Annotated in this window: 16 protein-coding genes; 10 read left to right on the forward strand and 6 right to left on the reverse strand. The window is 36.8% G+C overall.

The features are described from left to right. Nucleotides 1–113 precede the first annotated feature (113 nt). From ychF to FBR08_RS14440, 6 genes are all read left to right on the forward strand, one after another. Complete coding sequence (gene ychF / locus FBR08_RS14415) at nt 114–1,208, forward strand: redox-regulated ATPase YchF (RefSeq protein ID WP_158963363.1); 1,095 nt, start codon at nt 114–116, stop codon at nt 1,206–1,208. Between the two features lie 82 nt (nt 1,209–1,290). Further along, nucleotides 1,291–1,959, forward strand: a complete 669-nt coding sequence (locus FBR08_RS14420) for a TIGR02117 family protein (protein WP_158963364.1) — start codon at nt 1,291–1,293, stop codon at nt 1,957–1,959. Nucleotides 1,960–1,963: 4 nt separating this feature from the next. Next, on the forward strand, nt 1,964–2,890 hold the full coding sequence (locus FBR08_RS14425; RefSeq protein ID WP_158963365.1) for a YihY/virulence factor BrkB family protein: 927 nt from the start codon (nt 1,964–1,966) through the stop codon (nt 2,888–2,890). An 86-nt stretch (nt 2,891–2,976) separates the two neighbouring features. Continuing rightward, nucleotides 2,977–4,830 (forward strand): DNA topoisomerase IV subunit B, encoded by a 1,854-nt coding sequence (locus tag FBR08_RS14430; RefSeq protein ID WP_158963366.1) that lies wholly within the window; start codon nt 2,977–2,979, stop codon nt 4,828–4,830. A 3-nt stretch (nt 4,831–4,833) separates the two neighbouring features. Next, nucleotides 4,834–7,479: a DNA gyrase/topoisomerase IV subunit A gene (locus tag FBR08_RS14435; protein WP_158963367.1), complete on the forward strand. Its 2,646-nt coding sequence runs from the start codon at nt 4,834–4,836 to the stop codon at nt 7,477–7,479. A gap of 39 nt (nt 7,480–7,518) precedes the next feature. After that, nucleotides 7,519–8,436, forward strand: a complete 918-nt coding sequence (locus FBR08_RS14440; protein ID WP_158963368.1) for a phospholipase A — start codon at nt 7,519–7,521, stop codon at nt 8,434–8,436. A 95-nt stretch (nt 8,437–8,531) separates the two neighbouring features. Here FBR08_RS14440 and FBR08_RS14445 read toward each other — a convergent pair whose 3' ends face one another. From FBR08_RS14445 to hemN, 3 genes are all read right to left on the reverse strand, one after another. After that, nucleotides 8,532–8,930, reverse strand: a complete 399-nt coding sequence (locus FBR08_RS14445) for a DUF5367 domain-containing protein (protein WP_158963369.1) — start codon at nt 8,928–8,930, stop codon at nt 8,532–8,534. A 234-nt stretch (nt 8,931–9,164) separates the two neighbouring features. Continuing rightward, entirely contained in the window at nt 9,165–9,365 is a 201-nt protein-coding gene (locus FBR08_RS14450) for a hypothetical protein (RefSeq protein WP_158963370.1), read from the reverse strand. A gap of 8 nt (nt 9,366–9,373) precedes the next feature. Continuing rightward, nucleotides 9,374–10,735, reverse strand: coding sequence for an oxygen-independent coproporphyrinogen III oxidase (gene hemN / locus FBR08_RS14455; RefSeq protein WP_158964319.1), 1,362 nt, complete (start codon nt 10,733–10,735; stop codon nt 9,374–9,376). A gap of 91 nt (nt 10,736–10,826) precedes the next feature. On the opposite strand from hemN, the gene FBR08_RS14460 reads away from it, so the two are divergent. The 4 genes from FBR08_RS14460 to FBR08_RS14475 all read left to right on the forward strand — a co-directional run bounded on the left by FBR08_RS14460 (nt 10,827) and on the right by FBR08_RS14475 (nt 15,598). Then, nucleotides 10,827–11,201: a rhodanese-like domain-containing protein gene (locus FBR08_RS14460; protein ID WP_158963371.1), complete on the forward strand. Its 375-nt coding sequence runs from the start codon at nt 10,827–10,829 to the stop codon at nt 11,199–11,201. Between the two features lie 78 nt (nt 11,202–11,279). Beyond that, nucleotides 11,280–11,570 (forward strand): DUF4834 family protein, encoded by a 291-nt coding sequence (locus FBR08_RS14465; RefSeq protein WP_158963372.1) that lies wholly within the window; start codon nt 11,280–11,282, stop codon nt 11,568–11,570. 274 nt (nt 11,571–11,844) lie between these two features. Next, nucleotides 11,845–14,271: a YfhO family protein gene (locus FBR08_RS14470; RefSeq protein WP_158963373.1), complete on the forward strand. Its 2,427-nt coding sequence runs from the start codon at nt 11,845–11,847 to the stop codon at nt 14,269–14,271. A 19-nt stretch (nt 14,272–14,290) separates the two neighbouring features. After that, nucleotides 14,291–15,598: a glycosyltransferase family 4 protein gene (locus tag FBR08_RS14475; RefSeq protein ID WP_158963374.1), complete on the forward strand. Its 1,308-nt coding sequence runs from the start codon at nt 14,291–14,293 to the stop codon at nt 15,596–15,598. A 62-nt stretch (nt 15,599–15,660) separates the two neighbouring features. Here the strand turns inward: FBR08_RS14475 and FBR08_RS14480 are convergent, their stop codons facing one another. The 3 genes from FBR08_RS14480 to uvrA form a co-directional block, all read right to left on the reverse strand. Then, nucleotides 15,661–15,960, reverse strand: coding sequence for a type II toxin-antitoxin system RelE/ParE family toxin (locus FBR08_RS14480; RefSeq protein ID WP_158963375.1), 300 nt, complete (start codon nt 15,958–15,960; stop codon nt 15,661–15,663). After that, on the reverse strand, nt 15,957–16,208 hold the full coding sequence (locus FBR08_RS14485; RefSeq protein WP_158963376.1) for a type II toxin-antitoxin system ParD family antitoxin: 252 nt from the start codon (nt 16,206–16,208) through the stop codon (nt 15,957–15,959). Before FBR08_RS14485 ends, FBR08_RS14480 begins: the two co-directional genes overlap by 4 nt. A 469-nt stretch (nt 16,209–16,677) precedes the next feature. Next, entirely contained in the window at nt 16,678–19,488 is a 2,811-nt protein-coding gene (uvrA, locus tag FBR08_RS14490) for an excinuclease ABC subunit UvrA (RefSeq protein ID WP_158963377.1), read from the reverse strand. Between the last annotated feature and the right edge of the window lie 134 nt (nt 19,489–19,622).

Below are 19,622 nucleotides of genomic sequence, written 5' to 3' on the forward strand. Positions count from 1 at the left end.
AAGTGAAGGATATTGTTTTATTTGATGGTGTTCTTCCTTGTGGATAGAAGAATTTATGTAAAAATTGAATATATTTGCAAGCATTATAAAAAAGACAATAAGTTACTAAAAATATGAAAGCAGGTATTGTAGGATTGCCTAATGTTGGAAAATCAACATTATTTAATTGTTTATCAAACGCTAAAGCGCAAAGTGCAAACTTCCCATTCTGTACAATTGAACCTAACGTTGGTGTGGTGAACGTACCAGATCCACGTTTGTCGAAATTAGAAGAATTAGTGAATCCAGAGCGCGTTTTACCAGCAACAGTGGAAATCGTTGATATTGCAGGATTGGTAAAAGGAGCAAGTAAAGGAGAGGGATTAGGAAATCAATTTTTAGGAAATATTCGCGAGTGTAATGCGATTATCCATGTTTTGCGTTGTTTTGACAACGATAATATCGTGCACGTAGATGGAAAAGTAAATCCAATTCGCGACAAAGAAACAATTGATATTGAGTTGCAGTTAAAGGATCTAGATACAGTTGAAAAACGTTTAGAGAAAGTAAAAAAAGCAGCCAAAACAGGAAATAAAGAAGCGCAAGTAGAAGCGGACTTATTAGAGCGAATCAGAGAGAACTTGTTAGCAGGTAAATCGGCTCGTGTGGTTGAAGCAAAAAATCAAGACGAAGTAGAGCTATTAGAAGCTTTTCAGTTGATTACAAGCAAGCCTGTTTTATATGTATGTAACGTAGATGAAGGAGCAGCTGTAAATGGAAATGACTATGTAGAGCAAGTAAAAGAGCTGGTAAAAGATGAAAATGCAGAAGTAATTGTTTTAGCCGTTGGAACGGAAGCAGATATTACGGAATTAGAAACATTCGAAGAGCGTCAGATGTTCTTAGAAGATTTGGGTTTACAAGAGCCTGGATCATCTAAGTTAATCCGTTCGGCCTATCAATTGCTTAAATTGCAAACGTACTTCACAGCAGGAGTGAAAGAAGTAAGAGCTTGGACGATTAATGTTGGCGATACAGCACCGCAAGCAGCAGGTGTTATCCATTCCGATTTTGAAAAAGGATTTATTCGCGCAGAAGTTATTGCATATGATGATTATGTGGCGTTTGGTTCGGAAGCAAAAGTAAAAGAAGCAGGAAAATTAAGAGTAGAAGGAAAAGAATATATCGTTAAAGATGGTGATGTAATGCATTTCCGTTTTAACGTATAAGGATATTTTATGCTATAAATATTGAAGAGAGGTTGATTTTAACCTCTCTTTTTTTGTATATTTATTTTTATTTTAATAGGTTATGAGCAAAAAAGCAGCAACGTTTTTGGCGCGTTTTTTCTTGTGTCTTTTTACGTTGGTCATCGGGTATGTTGGCGTTTTTTACGCCTTGTCTTTTGTGTCTACACCTGTGGAAGTGAGGGAGTTAAGTGCAGATGAAGAACCAATCATCATTTATTTATCGACCAATGGTGTACATACGGATTTTGTAGTACCTGTTACTACAGAAGTGATGGATTGGAAGACAAAATTTACCTTGCCTACATCGCAAGTGAAATGGCTTGCTTTTGGTTGGGGAGATCAGGGATTCTATCTGAATACACCCAATTGGAGTGATTTACAAATGTCAACCGCCTTAGCGGCACTGTCTGGTAGAGGAGCTTCAGCCATGCATGTTACGGCTTATCCTTCGTTTACGGTAGATTCAGATGCGGTTGAACTGTTGCTTTCGCCTAAGGAATATCGGGAACTGGTGCTGTATATTGATCATACGTTTCAAAAGAATGAGGGGCTTTACCAGCGAATAGAAACCAGCGCTTATGGACCGTATGATGCATTTTATCAGGCAAAAGGAAGTTATAGTTTATTCTATACTTGCAATACCTGGGTGAATCAAGGATTAAAACGAATAAATCAAAAAGCTGCTTTGTGGACTTTACATGACCAAGGCATATTCAGACATTATAAATAATACTATGTTACAAAATATACCCTATAAGAAGATTGGTGAATTACTTAAAAAATCAGTGATTGACTTTTTGGATGATAGAGCAACAAAATTTAGTGCCGCCTTGTCGTATTATACGATTTTTGCACTGCCTCCTTTAATTATTTTGATTATTTCAGCTTCTGGATTCTTCCTAGAAGAAAAAGATGTTTCGGCTTTCTTTTATCAGCAAATTGGAGATTTAGTTGGGCCGAATACAGCGAAAGAGGTGGAGGGAGCAATGAATAATGTAACGGTTAATCGCTCGGGGGTTTTGCCAACGATTATTGGAATCGTGATGCTGCTTTTTACAGCTTCTAGTGTGTTTGCCGAAATACAAAGTTCCATAGATTATATCTGGGGTTTTGTTGCTAAACCAGATAAAAGTATCATCCGAATGGTCAAAAATCGATTGCTCTCTTTTGCGATGATCGCCTCCGTTGGTTTTTTGCTTTTGGTGAGCTTGTTAGTCAATTCCTTAGCGAGTCTCTTGTATGAATATTTAGCCACGCTGTTTGCTGAATCAACGATTCATCTAGTGAAATTACTGAATAATGCAATTGTTTTTGGGGTAATTACCTTGCTTTTTATGCTTATATTCAAAACGTTACCTAGTGGTAAGATTCGAATAAAAGATGCCTTTGTTGGCGCTGCGTTTACTGCTGTTTTATTCATGGTGGGGAAATTTGGGATTGGTTTCTATTTGGGAACAACAGCCACTTCATCCTTATATGGTGCAGCGGGTTCCATTATTGTGATGCTAATTTGGATTTATTATTCCGCAATGATTTTGTATTTTGGCGCGGAGTTTACTAAAAATTATGCGTTAATGTTTGGTCAAAAAATCAGACCAGGAGAATTTTCTTTGGAAATTGATAAAAATGCCATTAAAAAGGTAGAAGAAGAGGAGCTTTAGCGGTCAAAAAAACGGTATTTACAAATTTTTATAATTTTTATTTTAGCTTAAATAGTAGTATTTTAGCGCAAATTCCAACAATTTATATGCAAAATCAAAATCAGTATACTGAAGACAATATTCGTTCTTTAGATTGGAAAGAGCATATCCGTATGCGTCCGGGTATGTATATCGGTAAGCTTGGTGATGGGTCGTCTCCTGATGATGGTATTTATATCCTGATTAAGGAAGTAATTGACAATAGTATTGATGAGTTTGTGATGGGCACAGGAAAAACTATTGAAGTTACCTTAAAAGACAAAATGGTTACCGTTCGTGACTTCGGTCGTGGAATTCCCCTTGGAAAGGTAATCGACGTTGTTTCGAAAATGAATACCGGAGGTAAGTACGATTCAAAAGCATTTAAAAAATCAGTTGGTTTAAATGGAGTAGGTACCAAAGCAGTGAATGCTTTGTCTAATTATTTCCGCGTTGTTTCGGTTCGAGATAACCAACAAAAAGCAGCAGATTTCTCCGCTGGTGATTTAGTTAACGAAGAAGAACTAGTTGAAACAACCAAACGCAAAGGAACCAAAGTGTCCTTTATTGCGGATGAAAAAATATTCAAGAATTACAAGTACCGTAAAGAGTATATCGAACGTATGCTCAAAAATTACTGTTACCTGAATAAAGGGTTAACCATTATCTTCAATGGTGAAAAATTCTATTCAGAAAACGGGTTAATGGACTTGTTAAATGAAAATATCGATACCGAAGATCAAGTGTATCCAATCATTCACCTAACAGGGGATGATATTGAAGTAGCGATTACCCATAGTAAAACACAGTATTCAGAAGAATATTATTCTTTCGTTAACGGGCAAAATACCACGCAAGGAGGAACCCATTTGGGAGCTTTTAGAGAGGCTTTAGTGCGTACATTGAAGGAGTTTTACAATAAAAACTTTGAGGCTTCGGATATTAGAAAATCCATTGTAGCCGCTATTTCCGTAAAGGTAGAAGAACCGGTGTTTGAATCGCAAACCAAAACAAAGTTGGGATCAACCGATATGGGACCTGATTTACCAACGGTTCGTACTTTTGTCAATGATTTCGTCAAAACGCAATTAGATAACTATCTACATAAAAATCCAGACATTGCAGAAGCACTGTTGCGCAAAATTTTGCAAGCAGAACGCGAACGCAAAGAATTGTCAGGTATTCGTAAAATAGCAAAAGAACGTGCAAAAAAAGCAAGTTTACACAACCGTAAACTACGCGACTGTCGTACGCATTTTACGGATATCAAGAATCCTAAATATTTAGAAAGTACTCTTTTTATTACGGAGGGAGATTCAGCATCTGGATCCATTACGAAATCAAGAGATGTTAATACACAAGCCGTGTTTAGTTTACGTGGAAAACCGCTGAACTCCTACGGAATGACCAAAAAGATTGTATACGAAAACGAAGAGTTTAACTTGCTTCAAGCCGCGTTAGACATTGAAGAGGATTTTGAAAGCTTGCGCTACAACAACATCGTAATCGCAACCGATGCCGATGTCGATGGAATGCACATTCGCCTGTTGTTGATTACTTTTTTCCTGCAATTTTTTCCTGAATTAATTAAAGAAGGGCATTTGTATATCCTACAAACACCTTTGTTCCGTGTAAGAAATAAGAAAGAAACGATTTACTGTTACAGCGATGAAGAACGTGTGGCTGCTATTGAGAAATTAAAACCCAAACCAGAAATCACGCGATTTAAGGGATTAGGAGAGATTTCTCCAGATGAGTTTCAACACTTTATCGGTGAAAATATACGCTTAGATCCAGTTATGCTTGATAAATCGATGTCTATAGAGAAAATGTTGGAGTTTTATATGGGGAAAAACACACCCGATAGACAGGAATTTATTATCGATAATTTGAAAGTTGAACTTGATGTTGTAGAAGAATAGACTATGAGTACTGAAGATAATTTGAATGAAGATATGCAACCAAACAACCTAGAAAATGGGGAGTTTGTAGAAGATCATACGGCATTACAAGAAGAAGAGGAAAAGGAAACCATTACCAAGGTTACAGGGATGTACAAAGAGTGGTTCTTGGATTATGCTTCTTATGTAATTTTAGAACGTGCAGTTCCTGCTATCGAAGATGGTTTTAAGCCTGTTCAGCGTCGTATTATGCACTCCATGAAAGAGTTGGATGATGGTCGATACAATAAAGTGGCCAATGTAGTGGGGCACACCATGCAGTATCACCCACACGGTGATGCGAGTATTGGTGATGCGATGGTACAATTGGGGCAAAAAGAGTTGCTGATTGACATGCAAGGAAACTGGGGAAATATCCTAACAGGTGATGGGGCAGCTGCTTCGCGTTATATTGAAGCGCGTTTGAGTAAATTTGCCCTAGAAGTGTTGTATTCTCCTAAAATTACCGAATGGCAATCTTCTTATGACGGTCGTCGAAATGAACCGGTTAATTTACCGGTTAAGTTCCCTCTGCTTTTAGCGCAAGGAGCCGAAGGGATTGCTGTAGGTTTATCTACGAAAGTTTTACCGCATAACTTCTTGGAACTTATCGATGCTTCCGTTAAAATATTAAAAGGAAAACCGTTTACACTATATCCTGATTTTCCAACAGAAGGGATTGCTGATGTATCGAATTATAACGATGGACTACGCGGTGGACGCGTTCGCGTACGTGCCCGTATCTCGCAATCAGACAAGAATACACTCGTTATTACGCAGATTCCTTTTTCAACTACTACAACCACATTGATTGATAGTATATTGAAAGCCAATGAAAAAGGGAAATTAAAAATTAGAAAAATTGAAGATAACACGGCGGCTAATGTGGAAATTCTAATTCACTTACCTCCGGGAACTTCTCCAGATAAAACGATTGATGCTTTATATGCATTTACAGCATGTGAAACTTCTATCGCACCGCTCGCTTGTATTATTCAAGATAATAAACCCTTGTTTATCGGAGTTTCGGAAATGCTAAGACGTTCAACCCACCAAACGGTTGATTTGCTGAAGCAAGAACTCGAAATTGAATTAGATGAACTAGAAGAGCGTTGGCACTTCTTATCCTTAGAGCGTATTTTTATTGAAAATAGAATTTACCGCGCTATTGAGGAAGAAGAAACATGGGAAGGGGTACTAAGTGCGATTGACGAAGGTTTAAAGCCTTTTGTTGTCAATTTGAGAAGAGCAGTAACTCAAGAAGATATCGCCAAACTAACGGAAATTCGAATCAAGCGTATCTCTCGTTTTGATATTGATAAAGCCAATCAACAAATTGAAGCTTTAGAAGGGGATATTGAAACCGTAAAATACAATTTGGACCACTTAATCGATTTTGCGATTAAGTATTTCACTAGTTTAAAAGAAAAATACGGCAAAGGCAAAGAGCGTAAAACAGAGCTGAGAAGTTTTGATACCATCGAAGCAACGAAAGTTGTGTTGAGAAATACCAAACTCTATGTCAATAAGCAAGAAGGGTTCTTCGGAACCGCATTGCGTAAAGATGAATATGTTTGTGATTGTTCTGATATTGATGATATTATCGTTTTCTTACGCGATGGATCCATGGTTATCTCCAAGGTAGAAGAGAAGCGCTTTGTAGGAAAAGACATTATCCATATTGATGTTTTTGCTAAAAATGACAAACGCACAATTTACAACTTGATTTACCGCGATGGAAAATCAGGACCTACCTATATCAAACGTTTCAATGTGATGAGCATCACACGTGATAAAGTATATGATTTAACCCAAGGAAGTCCAGGGTCTCAAATCTTGTATTTCTCTGCTAATCCAAATGGAGAAGCTGAAGTCGTAACCATTCTCTTGCGTCAATTAAGCAATGTGAAGAAATTGAAATTTGATCTTGACTTTGCTGATTTGCTGATCAAAGGACGTATTGCAAAAGGAAACTTAGTGACAAAGTACGCCATCAAGAAGATTGAGTTAAAGGAAAAGGGAATTTCGACTTTGCGTCCGCGTAAAGTTTGGTATGATGATACAGTTAGACGACTGAATGTGGAAGGTAGAGGAGAGCTATTGGGCGAATTTAAACCAGAAGATCGCTTGTTGATTATCACCCAAAGTGGAAAAGTTAAAACAGTTGTTCCAGAGTTGACGACTCACTTTGATGAAGATATGATTGTATTGGAAAAATGGAAACCAACCAAACCAATTTCGGCACTTTACTTCGATGGTGAGAAGTCAAGATACTATGTGAAGCGATTCTTAGTTGAAAATGAAAATAGAGAAGATAGTTTTATCTCAGAACATGAAAATTCAAAATTAGAATTAATTTCAACTGATTTCCGTCCCGTAGTGGAAGTTGTTTTTGCCAAAGTAAAAGGGGTTCAGAAAGAGAATCTAGTGCTTGATTTAGAGCAATTTATCACAGTGAAGGGAATTAAAGCTTTAGGTAATCAATTAACAGCAGATAAGATCAAGCAAGTCGATCATTTGGAATCTCTGCCTTATGAAGAGGAAGAGCCAGAAGAGGAAGTGATTTCTTACGATTTAAAAGATTTACCGGATGTGTCAATCGACGAAGATGGACAAAGTAGTTTGTTCTAATCGTAGATGCGACGTAAAATAGATAAGGTTTAAAATTCAATGGGTAAAAGAAGAAATATAACAGGTTTATGTGTAGCGGTTGTTTCGGCTTGGAGCTCGTATGGACAAGTATCAACGGATGATAATCTGTTTGAGAAGACCGATGTACATTCGCTAGCCGAAAGATGGGATTTATCATCAACTGCTAAACGAAAAACATTTACTATTTCACCTTATAAACCCGTTTATTTACTACCTGTTCGTTTGACAACAAAACCCAATGATCAGCCTTTTAGTTATAGTGAACACATGGGGCAACCCCAAGCTGTAAACTACAACAATGCGGAAGCTCGTTTTCAGTTGAGTTTTAAAACAAAAATTACAGAAGGACTCCTATTTGGCAAAGGGGATGTATGGCTAGCCTTTACGCAAACAGCCAATTGGCAAGTGTATAACGGAAAAGTGTCCAGGCCTTTTCGAGAGTTAAATTATGAACCAGAAGTTATTTTTAATTATCCATTGGATCTAACAATAGGTAATTTTAAATTCATTATGGCTGGTTTTGCTTTTAATCACCAATCCAACGGAAAAAGTGAGCCAACATCTAGGAGTTGGAATCGATTTATTATGCATGCGGGAATGGAATACTATAATTGGACTTTTATGGTTAAACCGTGGATTCGATTAGGAGAAAAGAACAAAACCGATGACAATGCTAGAATAACGGAATATTACGGAAAAGGAGAGGTTACAGTCGCTTATCAGTACAAAGGACAAGTATTGACTTTTATGATGCGCAATAATATGCGATTGAATGCTCAGTATAAAGGATTTCATGAACTTACTTATACCTATCCGATAAAGAATAATTTGAAAGCTTTTTTTGTGGTAAATAACGGGTACGGAGAATCATTAATAGATTATAACTGGAATCAAACCACCATTGGAATTGGGATTTCTTTGATGGAATGGTACTAGATAAAAACAAGAAAAAGGAGAGCCATTGGCTCTCCTTTTTTCTTGTTTTTATTTTACATAGTAGAAATCTACGTAGAAAAGTTTGTTTTTTCAAGTTACTTTTGACGGAGCCCGCAAATTAGAGAAGTTACCAATACAGTAGAATAAGCCCACATCAACCAAGAACCAAAAGAAGCCGCTTTGTCAGAGGACATATTCGGGAAAATAGGTTCAAAAAATTGAATGACAAACGTATCTATAATCATTCCAGGTAATACCAAAAGAGCGCCTGCTGCTATTTTTTCAAGTCCCGATAAATTGAATTTTTTAAATGTAACAAGGGAAAGGAAAGCCATGGAAGGAACAACAACCAAATATAGCATTGTTAGGATTACGGGTGATTCTGTAATAAAGAAGTACTGCCCTGCAAAACGAAAAGCTAAAGTAGCGAAGAGCCAAACTAAAAAACCGATAAAAAGAACGGGTAGAATAAATGATTGGTTTGCTTTATCCATGTTTAAGATTTTAGTGGAGATAATAATCCGCTTCAATGTTGTTTGTTTGATGTTTTTGCCTTCTCCTTATTGGTTTAGAGCCTGTCGGTTAGCAGAACGAAAATAAGAAAAAAAGAGAATAAAAAAATCAATTACATGAACTAAAAATAAAAAAACGACTGTAACTATTTTTACAGTCGTTTTTTAATCTTTTGCCTTTTTTTAAATAAAAGAAAAAAGGCAAATAGAGATTTCTTAGTTTCTTTTCTGTAGATCTTGCTGTTTTGCGGCTTTTTTCAAAGAGAAAATTAAATAGCAAATGAAAATCAAGAAAGCCAGAAAGGAGAACCAATTGACTTGTATAGACCACAGTTGATCAATATTCAATTGATAAATGCCATAAACAAGTAACAAAAGAACGAGATACGTGGTTATTTTTTCAAATTTTTTATTCATAGTACAGATTAAATAGTCATAGAAAATAAAGCGCGATCGGGTTTGTTGCGCTGTAAGCGCAAGTCCAAAGCCATGCAAATATTGCGAACAAAGGCACGACCTAATTTGCTAATGGTAATGATATTGTCTTGGATTGTAATGAGCTGATCTTTTTCCATTTCTTTCAATTCTCCTAGTATAGGAGTAAAGTCAATCAAATGTAAATCAGGTTTTAAATCCGTTTGTAAATTACACATTAAATGTAGAATATGTTTTCTAATTATCAAATCTTCTTCATTTAAAATATGTCCTTTGACTACGGGAATCTCATTATTTGCCAAAGCGCTGTAATAAGCTTCTATGTTTTTTTCATTCTGTGCAAAAGCTGTCCAGCTATCGCTGATAGAAGAAACACCTAAACCAATCATCAAATCTGTTTTGGATGAAGTGTATCCCATGAAGTTTCGATGGATGTTATTGTTGCTTAGTGATTTGTACAAAGAATCTGTTTTGAGTGCAAAGTGGTCCATTCCAATTTCAATGTATCCTTTTTCTTCTAAAAGATTTTTTCCAATTTCATAGAGTTTTCTCTTCTCTTCATCTTTGGGAACATCTTCATCTTTGAAACCGCGCTGCCCATTTCCTTTCATCCACGGCACATGAGCATAGCTGTAAAAAGCCAAGCGATCAGGAGATAGCGATTTTGTTTTTTCGATGGTGTCAATCACATGTTCAATTTGTTGGAACGGAAGTCCAAAAATAATATCATGTGAAATGGATGTGTACCCTATTTCCTTAGCCCAAAGAGTTACTTTAGCGACATCGTGAAACGTTTGATTACGATTTATGGCCTTTTGTATCTCGCGATTATAATCTTGTACGCCAAAGCTAACTCTTCGAAAACCAAGGGTATATAAAGTTTGTAAGTGTTCTCTTGTTGTATTATTAGGATGTCCTTCAAAACTAAATTCATAACCCTCCGCCTTAATTCCGCGCGCTAAAATACCTTCAATAAGCGTTTTTAACTGCTCTGGGGCAAAAAAAGTAGGTGTGCCTCCGCCCAAGTGAATTTCTTTGATTAGGGGCTTGTCTACTAAGACCGCACAATACAGGGCCCATTCCTTTAATACGGCTTGAATGTACGGCATTTCTACCTCATGGCGCTTCGTGATGTGCTTGTGGCAACCACAAAATGTGCACAAACTCTCACAATAGGGCAAGTGAATGTACAAACTGATTCCTTCTTTTTCATTGGTTTGGTCAAAGGTTTGCTTCACACTTTTCAACCATTCTTTGCTTGAAAAACCCGTTTCGTCCCAATAGGGAACCGTCGGATAACTCGTGTATCTCGGACCAGGTACATTGTATTTTTGTATAAGAGGAGTAGCCATTTTTCGTATATTTGTAACAAATGTAGCAGGAATCAAAACAAATAATCCTGACATTTGTCACTTGATTAAAAATTTTTAGTTTAAATATAGGATGAAAAACATAATTTTAACAGCAATCTTAGTAATGTTTTCGTTTTTTAAGGTTAGCGCTCAGGAAGTTAAAGCGAAAGAATTAGTAAATCCAATTGCTTTTGAGCAGCAAATTGCCTCTAAAAAAGTACAGTTGATCGATGTTCGTACAGCAAAAGAATACAAGGAAGGCACAATATTAAATGCAAGTAATATTGATTTTTTGGATGATAATTTCTCAAAAAATATCGAGCAATTAAATAAAAAACAACCGGTTTATATTTTCTGTCAATCCGGAAAAAGAAGTGCCGCTGCAGCAAAAAAAATGCAAGAAGCAGGTTTTGAAGTAGTAGAGCTAGACGGGGGATATAAAGCTTGGAAGGCTGAAAAAAACTAGATTTAATTTATCAATTATTTAAGAATTGACGCCGTTAGATGATAGAAAAAATTGCTATTTTTGAAAAAAAGGTAAAGTATGGATATAGCATCATTTGGAGGTTTTTTAAGAACATTGGTCATTATAGTAGTGATTTATTATGCTTTTAAATTTGCGATGCGTTATTTATTTCCACTTTTTGTCTATAAAATGGCAAAAAAAGTAGAACGAAATTTTCAACAGCAACAGCAAGATTTTTATCAGCAAAATAGAACAACGCAAGAAGAACCAAATTTTAATGATCAAAGCACAGGGGGAAAGGACAAGTTTCCGCGTTCAACTAAAGTAGTTGGTGAGTATATTGATTTTGAAGAGGTTGATAAAAAATAATTTTTAATACGTGAAATACAAAGCTCCTTTTATAGGAGCTTTTTTTATTTTTGGAAGTAAAGCGTGAGGAGATTAACGGAAAACTAGCTCGTTCCTTTTTGGGTTGGCTGTTTGTTGGAATATTTCATTTATTCAAGCACACAAAGATTTAGGGTATGGAAATAGAGTCAATTATTTGTTGCTGAAATTTATAAACGAACCTCCCATCTAACCTTAAAATTACTTACTTTAGCTAATTGAACAGAACTCAAATCACGCAAAGTAATTCGACAGCATGAATGCAGTAAAAAAGTATGTACCACATCTTTTGGTGTTGGTTGGTTTTATCGTAGTAGCTTTATTCTATTTTTCACCAGTATTGCAGAATAAGGTAATATATCAGTCTGATATAGTGCAATATACTGGAATGGCTAAAGAGCAAAATAATTTTAGAACCGAGTTTAAGGAAGAGCCCTATTGGACGAATAGTGCATTTGGCGGAATGCCAACCTACCAATTGGGAGCCAAATATCCCTATAACTTTGTGAAGTATTTAGACTCGGCTATTCGATTTTTACCAAGACCTGCGGACTATTTATTTCTGTATTTCTTAGGGTTTTATGCCTTAATGATGGCTTTAGGCGTTCGTCCATTAAAAGCTTTTATTGGATCTTTGGCGTTTGGATTCTCTACCTATTTGATTATTATTTTAGGGGTAGGGCATAATGCAAAAGCACATGCTATTGCCTATATGCCAATGGTGGTTGCTGGAGTATTATTAGTTTTTAGGAAAAAATATGTCGCTGGTGGAATCTTAACGGTGGTTGCAGCTGCGCTGGAAATTAGCGCGAACCACTTCCAGATGACGTATTATTTATTGTTGTTTTTGTTGGTGTTCGCTATCGCTTATACATATCAATACTGCAAGGCAAAAGATTGGAAAGGGTTGGGTATGGCTTATGCAATTCTCGTTGGATCAGCAATTTTGAGTATTGGAGCGAATGCAACAAACATCCTGGCAACAGCAGAATATACCCAATTCAGTACCCGTAGTTCAAGTGAGTTAACTTATAATCCAGATGGTTCTCCTAAAACATCGTCTAATGCGATGAGTTACGATTATATCACGGAATATAGTTATGGAGTTTTTGAAAGCTTAAACCTTATTGCACCTCGATTAACAGGGGGGGCAAATAATGAAAAATTAGAGGAAGATAACGCAATATATCGCTACTTTACTAGTGTAGGAGCCAATCCGCAACAAGCAAAAGAAATGAGTAAACAGGCACCGACCTATTGGGGGGATCAACCTATTGTTGCCGCACCTGCTTATATTGGAGCGGTTGTGTTTTTCTTGTTTATCTTGGGAATGTTTACGGAAAAGCGCAAAATAAAATACATTTTCTTTGTTGGTGCAATTTTCGCCTTGGTTTTATCTTGGGGAAAAAACGCTGCATTCGTTACGAATATTTTTATCGATTTCGTACCCATGTACAATAAGTTTAGAGCCGTATCATCGATTCAGGTCATCTTGGAAATGTGCATTCCTGTTTTAGCTATTTTAGGATTATATAGCTTCTTTAAGATAGAGCAAAAACAACAAATAGAAGCACTAAAGAAAACGAGTTTGATTGCTGGAGGGATAGTCGTATTCTTATTCGCGATGAAAGGGACACTTTCTTTTTCCGGTTTAAATGACGAGTATTACCGCATGGCTTATGGTGAGGTTGGACCTGGATTTATTCGCGCGTTGATAGAAGAGCGTAAAGCAATGTACACGAGCGATTTAATACGTTCGTTCATGTTGATTCTAGCTAGTGCAGTGGTCTTGTTTTTAATTGCCAAAGACAAGCTAAAAGAAAGGTATGCTTTGGTAATTATCGGCTGTTTGTTGGTAGGAGATTTAGTGATGGTTGACCGCAAATATGTCAATGATGAATCTTTTGTACCGGCAAGGCAAATGACCGAACCTTTTGAAATTACACAAGCAGATAAGCAAATTTTAAATGACCCGACACACTTTAGAGTATTTGATGTACAAGGTGGACTAAATAGTGCTAAGGCTTCGTACTTCCACCAATCGCTAGGAGGATATCACGCGGCTAAACCTAGAAGAATTCAGCAATTGGCAGATTATCAAATGAGCCAGAACCCCATGCCAATATTTAATATGTTGAATGTTAAATACGTCATCCAGCCGGATGAAGAGGGGCGCAGTGTGGCCATGCTAAATAATGAAGCCAACGGCAATGCTTGGTTTGTATCAACGGTTCAAAAAGTAACATCAGCAGATCAAGAGATGAAAGCCTTGGGTGACCTCAACACCAAAACAACAGCAGTGTTGAACACCCATGCATTTACTCAAGGGGTAAAAGACAGTTACCTCGTTGATTCATTGGCGTCTATTCAGCTTGTTTCATACAAAGCCAATCAGTTGGTGTATGAAGCAAATAATGCGAATGATGGACTAGCAGTATTCTCTGAAGTTTATTATCCCAAAGGATGGGTTGCTAAAATAGATGGAGAGGAAGTGCCTATTTTGGCTGTGGATTATGTATTACGCGCTCTTGAATTGCCAAAGGGAAAACATACAATCGAATTTAGCTTTGACCCACAAGTTGTAAAAACAGGAAGCCGTATTGCTTTGGCTAGTTCCATTTTAATTTTACTCTTGTCTTTAGGTGCGATTGGTTGGACAATGAAAAAAAGAAAAGAAAAATAAACGCGATGTAGGAGGTAAAATGGAAAAGAAAAAAGAAAAGAAAAAAGTTTTAATACTGTGTTATTATTGGCCTCCAGCAGGTGGTCCAGGGGTTCAACGTTGGTTGAAGTTTGTCAAATATTTACCTGATTTTGATATAGAACCCATCGTTTACGTACCAGAGGGAGCAAATTATCCTTTGATCGATACGCAGTTGGAGCGAGAGGTTGATCCGTCTATTACGGTGTTAAAACACAAGATTAAAGAGCCTTATGCGCTAGCAAAGAAATTGGCTGGACAACGCGCTCAAACGATGAGCTCAGGTATGATTCCCCAAGTTCGAAACCAATCGAAATGGGATAAATTGTTGTTGTGGATTCGCGGAAATATGTTTATTCCCGATGCGAGAATGGGTTGGGTTAAACCCTCTGTTGCTTATCTGACAGACTACCTAAAGCAACATCCCGATATTGAAACGGTTATTACCACAGGACCTCCCCATAGTGTTCACTTGATTGGATTGGCACTGAAGAAAAAATTAAACATAAAGTGGTTTGCTGATTTCAGAGATCCTTGGACAACAATAGGTTATCACAAGGAACTTAAACTATCAGATCAAGCCAAAGAAAAACATATTGCCCTTGAACACGAGGTGCTAAATACTGCGGATCAGCTTATTGTAACGAGTAAAACTACGCGCAAAGAGTTTGAAGCAAAAACAGATAAACCCATCGCTATTATTACCAACGGGTATGACATTAGTAATTTCGGTAAAATTGCTTTAGACGAGAAGTTTACTTTAGCCCATATTGGCTCTTTTCTTTCCAATCGTAATCCTCGGGTATTGTGGAAGGCAATTAGCGAGTTGAGAAGGGAGAATAAATCTTTTAAAGATGCTTTTGAATTAAAGTTAATCGGAAAAATTAGCGAGGATATTTTGAATACATTAGGAGAGTTTAAGCTCTTAGAATGTACAGATAATAGGGGATATGTAGAGAATCAAGAAGCTTTGAAACAAATGCGCGCTTCTCAAGTGTTGTTGTTGGTCGAGATTGATTCGGATGACACAAAAGCGATTATTCCAGGGAAATTATTTGAATATATGGCCGCAGAACGTCCTATTTTAGCAATTGGACCAGAAGAATCTGATTTCTTTGAAATCATCCAACAAACAAACGTAGGGCGAAATGCCTTGTACAGTGAGAAAGATAAAATACGCGAAATTCTGATGCAGTATTTTGAACAATATCAAAGTAATCAACTAAAAGTGCATGCCATGGGCTTACAGTATTTTGGTCGTAAACGACTAACTGAACGCTTGGTGAGTCTTTTGGAAGAAGAAAAATAATTAAGGAGATGAGAAATGAGTCAATCTATACCAGAGACGCACATCTCATCTCCTCTAAATTACTATTTATTGATATGAGAATCAACATCCATTTGTTGATGTAAGATTCTTATGATTTCTACTTTTTCTTCTAGCAGATTGACTTTGTAGAATATAAAATGAGATTTTACTCTTGAACGGAAATAACCTTTTCTCACCTCATTATAATCTTTTCCTAAGTTTGGATGATCAGCAATATATTCCATTTCATTTACGAGTAAGTCAAAATAGTAATCCGCTTGCTCCAAGGACCATTCTTTAAAAGTGTAAAGCCAAATTTGTTCTAAATCAAGTTTAGCTTGTTTACTAATCTTATATTTCATTCTTCAGCGGAATATTTTTTATGTAGGTTTTGTTTAAAAATTTCGCGATTGAAATCAGGAGAAAACCCAGATTCTTCTCCTTGCTGAAGTTCCTTTATTAAGGCTAATTTTTTAGTTTCTTGGTGTTCAAACATTCTTAAAGCAGCTCTTACAACTTCACTTGCAGAAGAATATTTTCCACTTTTTATTTGTGCATTGATAAAATCGTCGAAATAATCGCCCAATAAAATCGAAGTGTTTTTTGCCATAACTTTTTTGATTCTTTACATCAAATATACCAAGTCTTGGTATTTATTCCAAATTATTTGCGTCAGGATAGTTCATACAGTTTATAGCTGATGGTGTGAACATTCTTATTGATGGGATTTCTGTTATAGGATTATGTTTCTTTTTAATCGAAAGAATTTTACATCAGAGGTTCTTACTCTCTTAACTAAAAAGAGAGATGGGGGATTTTAATTGAAAAAACAAAGGACGAGTTGCACTCGTCCTTTGTTTTTTGTTTATATTGGTTTTCGTGTTCGATGAATCTCCGCGATGCTGCGATTTTCACTACGTTATGATTTCCTCTTTATCTCATTAGGTTTATATTTTATTTTAGTATTCGATGAATATATCTCACCTATTTTATATTTGTTTTAGTGTTCGATGAATCTACGCTACGCTCCGATTTTCACTACGTTACGATTTCCTCTCTCTTCTTTCTAATAAAAGAGTTTATTTCAATTTATTCTTCAAGTATTGTCCAGTACTAGATGCAGCGCATTGTGCCACTTCTTCAGGTGTTCCAAAAGCAATCAATTGCCCGCCATTTTCACCTCCTTCAGGACCTATATCTACGACGTAATCGGCACATTTGATTAAATCTAAATTGTGTTCAATAACCAAAATAGAATGTCCTTTGTCAATTAAGGCATTAAAGGCATCTAATAGCTTTTTGATGTCGTGAAAATGCAATCCTGTAGTTGGCTCATCGAATACGAAAAGTACTTTTTCTCTAGTAGATCCCGCCAATAAGAAAGAAGCTAATTTGATGCGTTGCGCTTCTCCACCCGAAAGAGTAGAAGACGATTGTCCCAACTGTACATAGCCCAGTCCTACATCTTGTAACGGCTGTAAACGCGTTGCGATTTTAGTCTGATTGTACTGTTTGAAAAAAGCCAAAGCCTCATCAATGGTCATGGATAGAATATCATCGATGTTCTTGCCTTCATAATTGACCTCGAGCACTTCTTTTTTAAAGCGTTTGCCGTGGCAAGCTTCACATTCTAAGTGAACGTCAGCCATAAACTGCATTTCAACTGTTACGCTACCTTCACCTTTGCAGACTTCACAACGTCCACCATCCACGTTGAAAGAGAAGTGTTTCGGTTGGTACCCTCTTAATTTAGAGGTGTTTTGTTTGGAATACAAATCGCGAATTTCATCGTATGCTTTTATATAAGTCACCGGATTGGAACGAGAACTTCGTCCAATTGGATTTTGATCGACGTATTCAATTTGTTTGATGTGGTCAAATTTACCTTCTAAGGCAGTAAATTGTCCTGGTTTATCACTTAATCCCGTTAGTTTTTTCTGTAAAGCAGGGAATAAAATTCGCTTGACTAACGTACTTTTTCCACTGCCTGAAACTCCTGTGATAACAGTTAAGCAATCCAAAGGAAATCGAACGTCAATATTTTTCAAATTGTGTTCTCTTGCCCCAATAATATCGATATAATGCTTGTAGGGTCTTCGTTTTTTAGGCACTTCAATCGCTCTTGTACCATTGAGGTATTGAGCCGTTAAGGAATCTGATTTCATAATCTCGGCTAGTGTACCTTGTGCCACCAGTTCTCCTCCAAATGTACCTGCTTCAGGGCCAATATCAATAATTTGATCCGCTGCTTGCATGATTTCCTCGTCGTGCTCCACAATAATCACCGTGTTGCCTAAGGCTTGGAGTTGTTTGAGTACCTGAATCAATTTTTCTCCGTCTTTGGGGTGTAAACCAATGCTAGGTTCATCCAAAATATACATAGAACCCACCAAACTACTTCCCAAAGAAGTAGCCAGATTAATGCGTTGTGATTCACCTCCAGATAAGGTAGATGAATTTCGGTTTAAGGTTAAGTAGGCGAGTCCGACATTCAATAAAAAGCCCAAACGGTTGTTGATTTCAATCAACAGGCGCTTAGCGACTTGTTGTTCATATTCATTTAGTTGTAATTCCTCAAAAAAGACTAACAATTTTTCAATCGGCATATCCACTAAATCAGAAACGGTCTTTCCACCAATTTTGACATAGTTTGCCTCTTTTCTCAAGCGTTTTCCTTTACAAGTAGGACATTTGGTTTTTCCTCTATATCTCGAAAGTAAGACGCGATTTTGAATCTTGTAATTCTTTTCTTCCAGTTCTTCAAAAAAGCCATTTAGTCCCATGAAGAATTCATTTCCTTCCCACAATAGAGCCATTTCTTCTGGAGTGAGTTGAAAGATAGGGCGGTGGATGGGGAAATCAAATTTGTAGGCATGTTGAACCAATTGATCGCGATACCATCCCATAGATTCACCTCGCCAAGGGAATACGGCATTTTCATATACAGATAACCCAGTATTGGGAAAAACAAGTTCCTCATCAATGCCAATCACGTTGCCATATCCATCACAAGTAGGACAAGCGCCATAGGGGTTGTTAAAACTAAATAAGTGAATATTGGGTTCTAAGAAAGTAAGGCCATCTAGGTCAAAGCGATTGCTGAATTCGTATTGCATTTTGTCCTCCAAAGCGCGAACAAAACAAGTGCCCTTTCCTTCAAAGAACGCCGTTTCAATCGCATCACCCAATCGATTGTAAAATTCATCCGTATCCTTTACGACAATACGGTCAATAATTAATTGAATGTCTGCTGTTGTGAATTGATTGATACGATCATCCTCTAGATTTAGAAATTCATCTAAACGAACCATTTCACCTTTTACAGCCAAACGAGCATATCCTTGTTTGAGTAAAATGGCTAGATGCTCCGCTAAAGTTCGATCATCTTCAAACAATAGAGGGGCGACTAAAAGCCATTTACTATCTAAATCAAAGGATTTGATTAAAGCGATGACGTCAGTAACGGTATCTTTTTTAACCTCATGTCCAGAAATAGGAGAGTACGTACGGCCGATACGCGCAAACAGTAATTTTACATAATCGTAGATTTCTGTAGAAGTACCAACGGTTGATCGAGCGTTGGTTGTGTTTACCTTTTGTTCAATCGCAATAGCAGGAGCAATTCCTTTGATATATTCTACTTTGGGCTTATCGATGCGACCCAAAAACTGACGGGCATAAGAAGACAAACTTTCTACATAGCGGCGTTGCCCTTCTGCATAAAGTGTGTCAAAGGCTAAAGTGGATTTTCCAGAGCCAGAAAGCCCTGTAATGACCACCATTTGGTTTCTTGGAATGACTACATCAATATGCTTTAAATTATGCAGATGTGCTCCCTTAATTATAATATTGTGTTTAGGATCTAGTTTAGAAAAATCTATTTTAGACATAGGAGATTCGTGTATATGAAACACAAAAATACGCTTTTATCTTTGTTTACGAAATGCTTTGAGAAAGGAAAGAATAATTAAAGTGTTTAACATTTTTTTTAAACTATTGTTTTTAACAAAATATTTTATATATA

The organism is Myroides fluvii (genome assembly GCF_009792295.1).
In the GTDB taxonomy this organism is placed as follows: domain Bacteria; phylum Bacteroidota; class Bacteroidia; order Flavobacteriales; family Flavobacteriaceae; genus Flavobacterium; species Flavobacterium fluvii_A.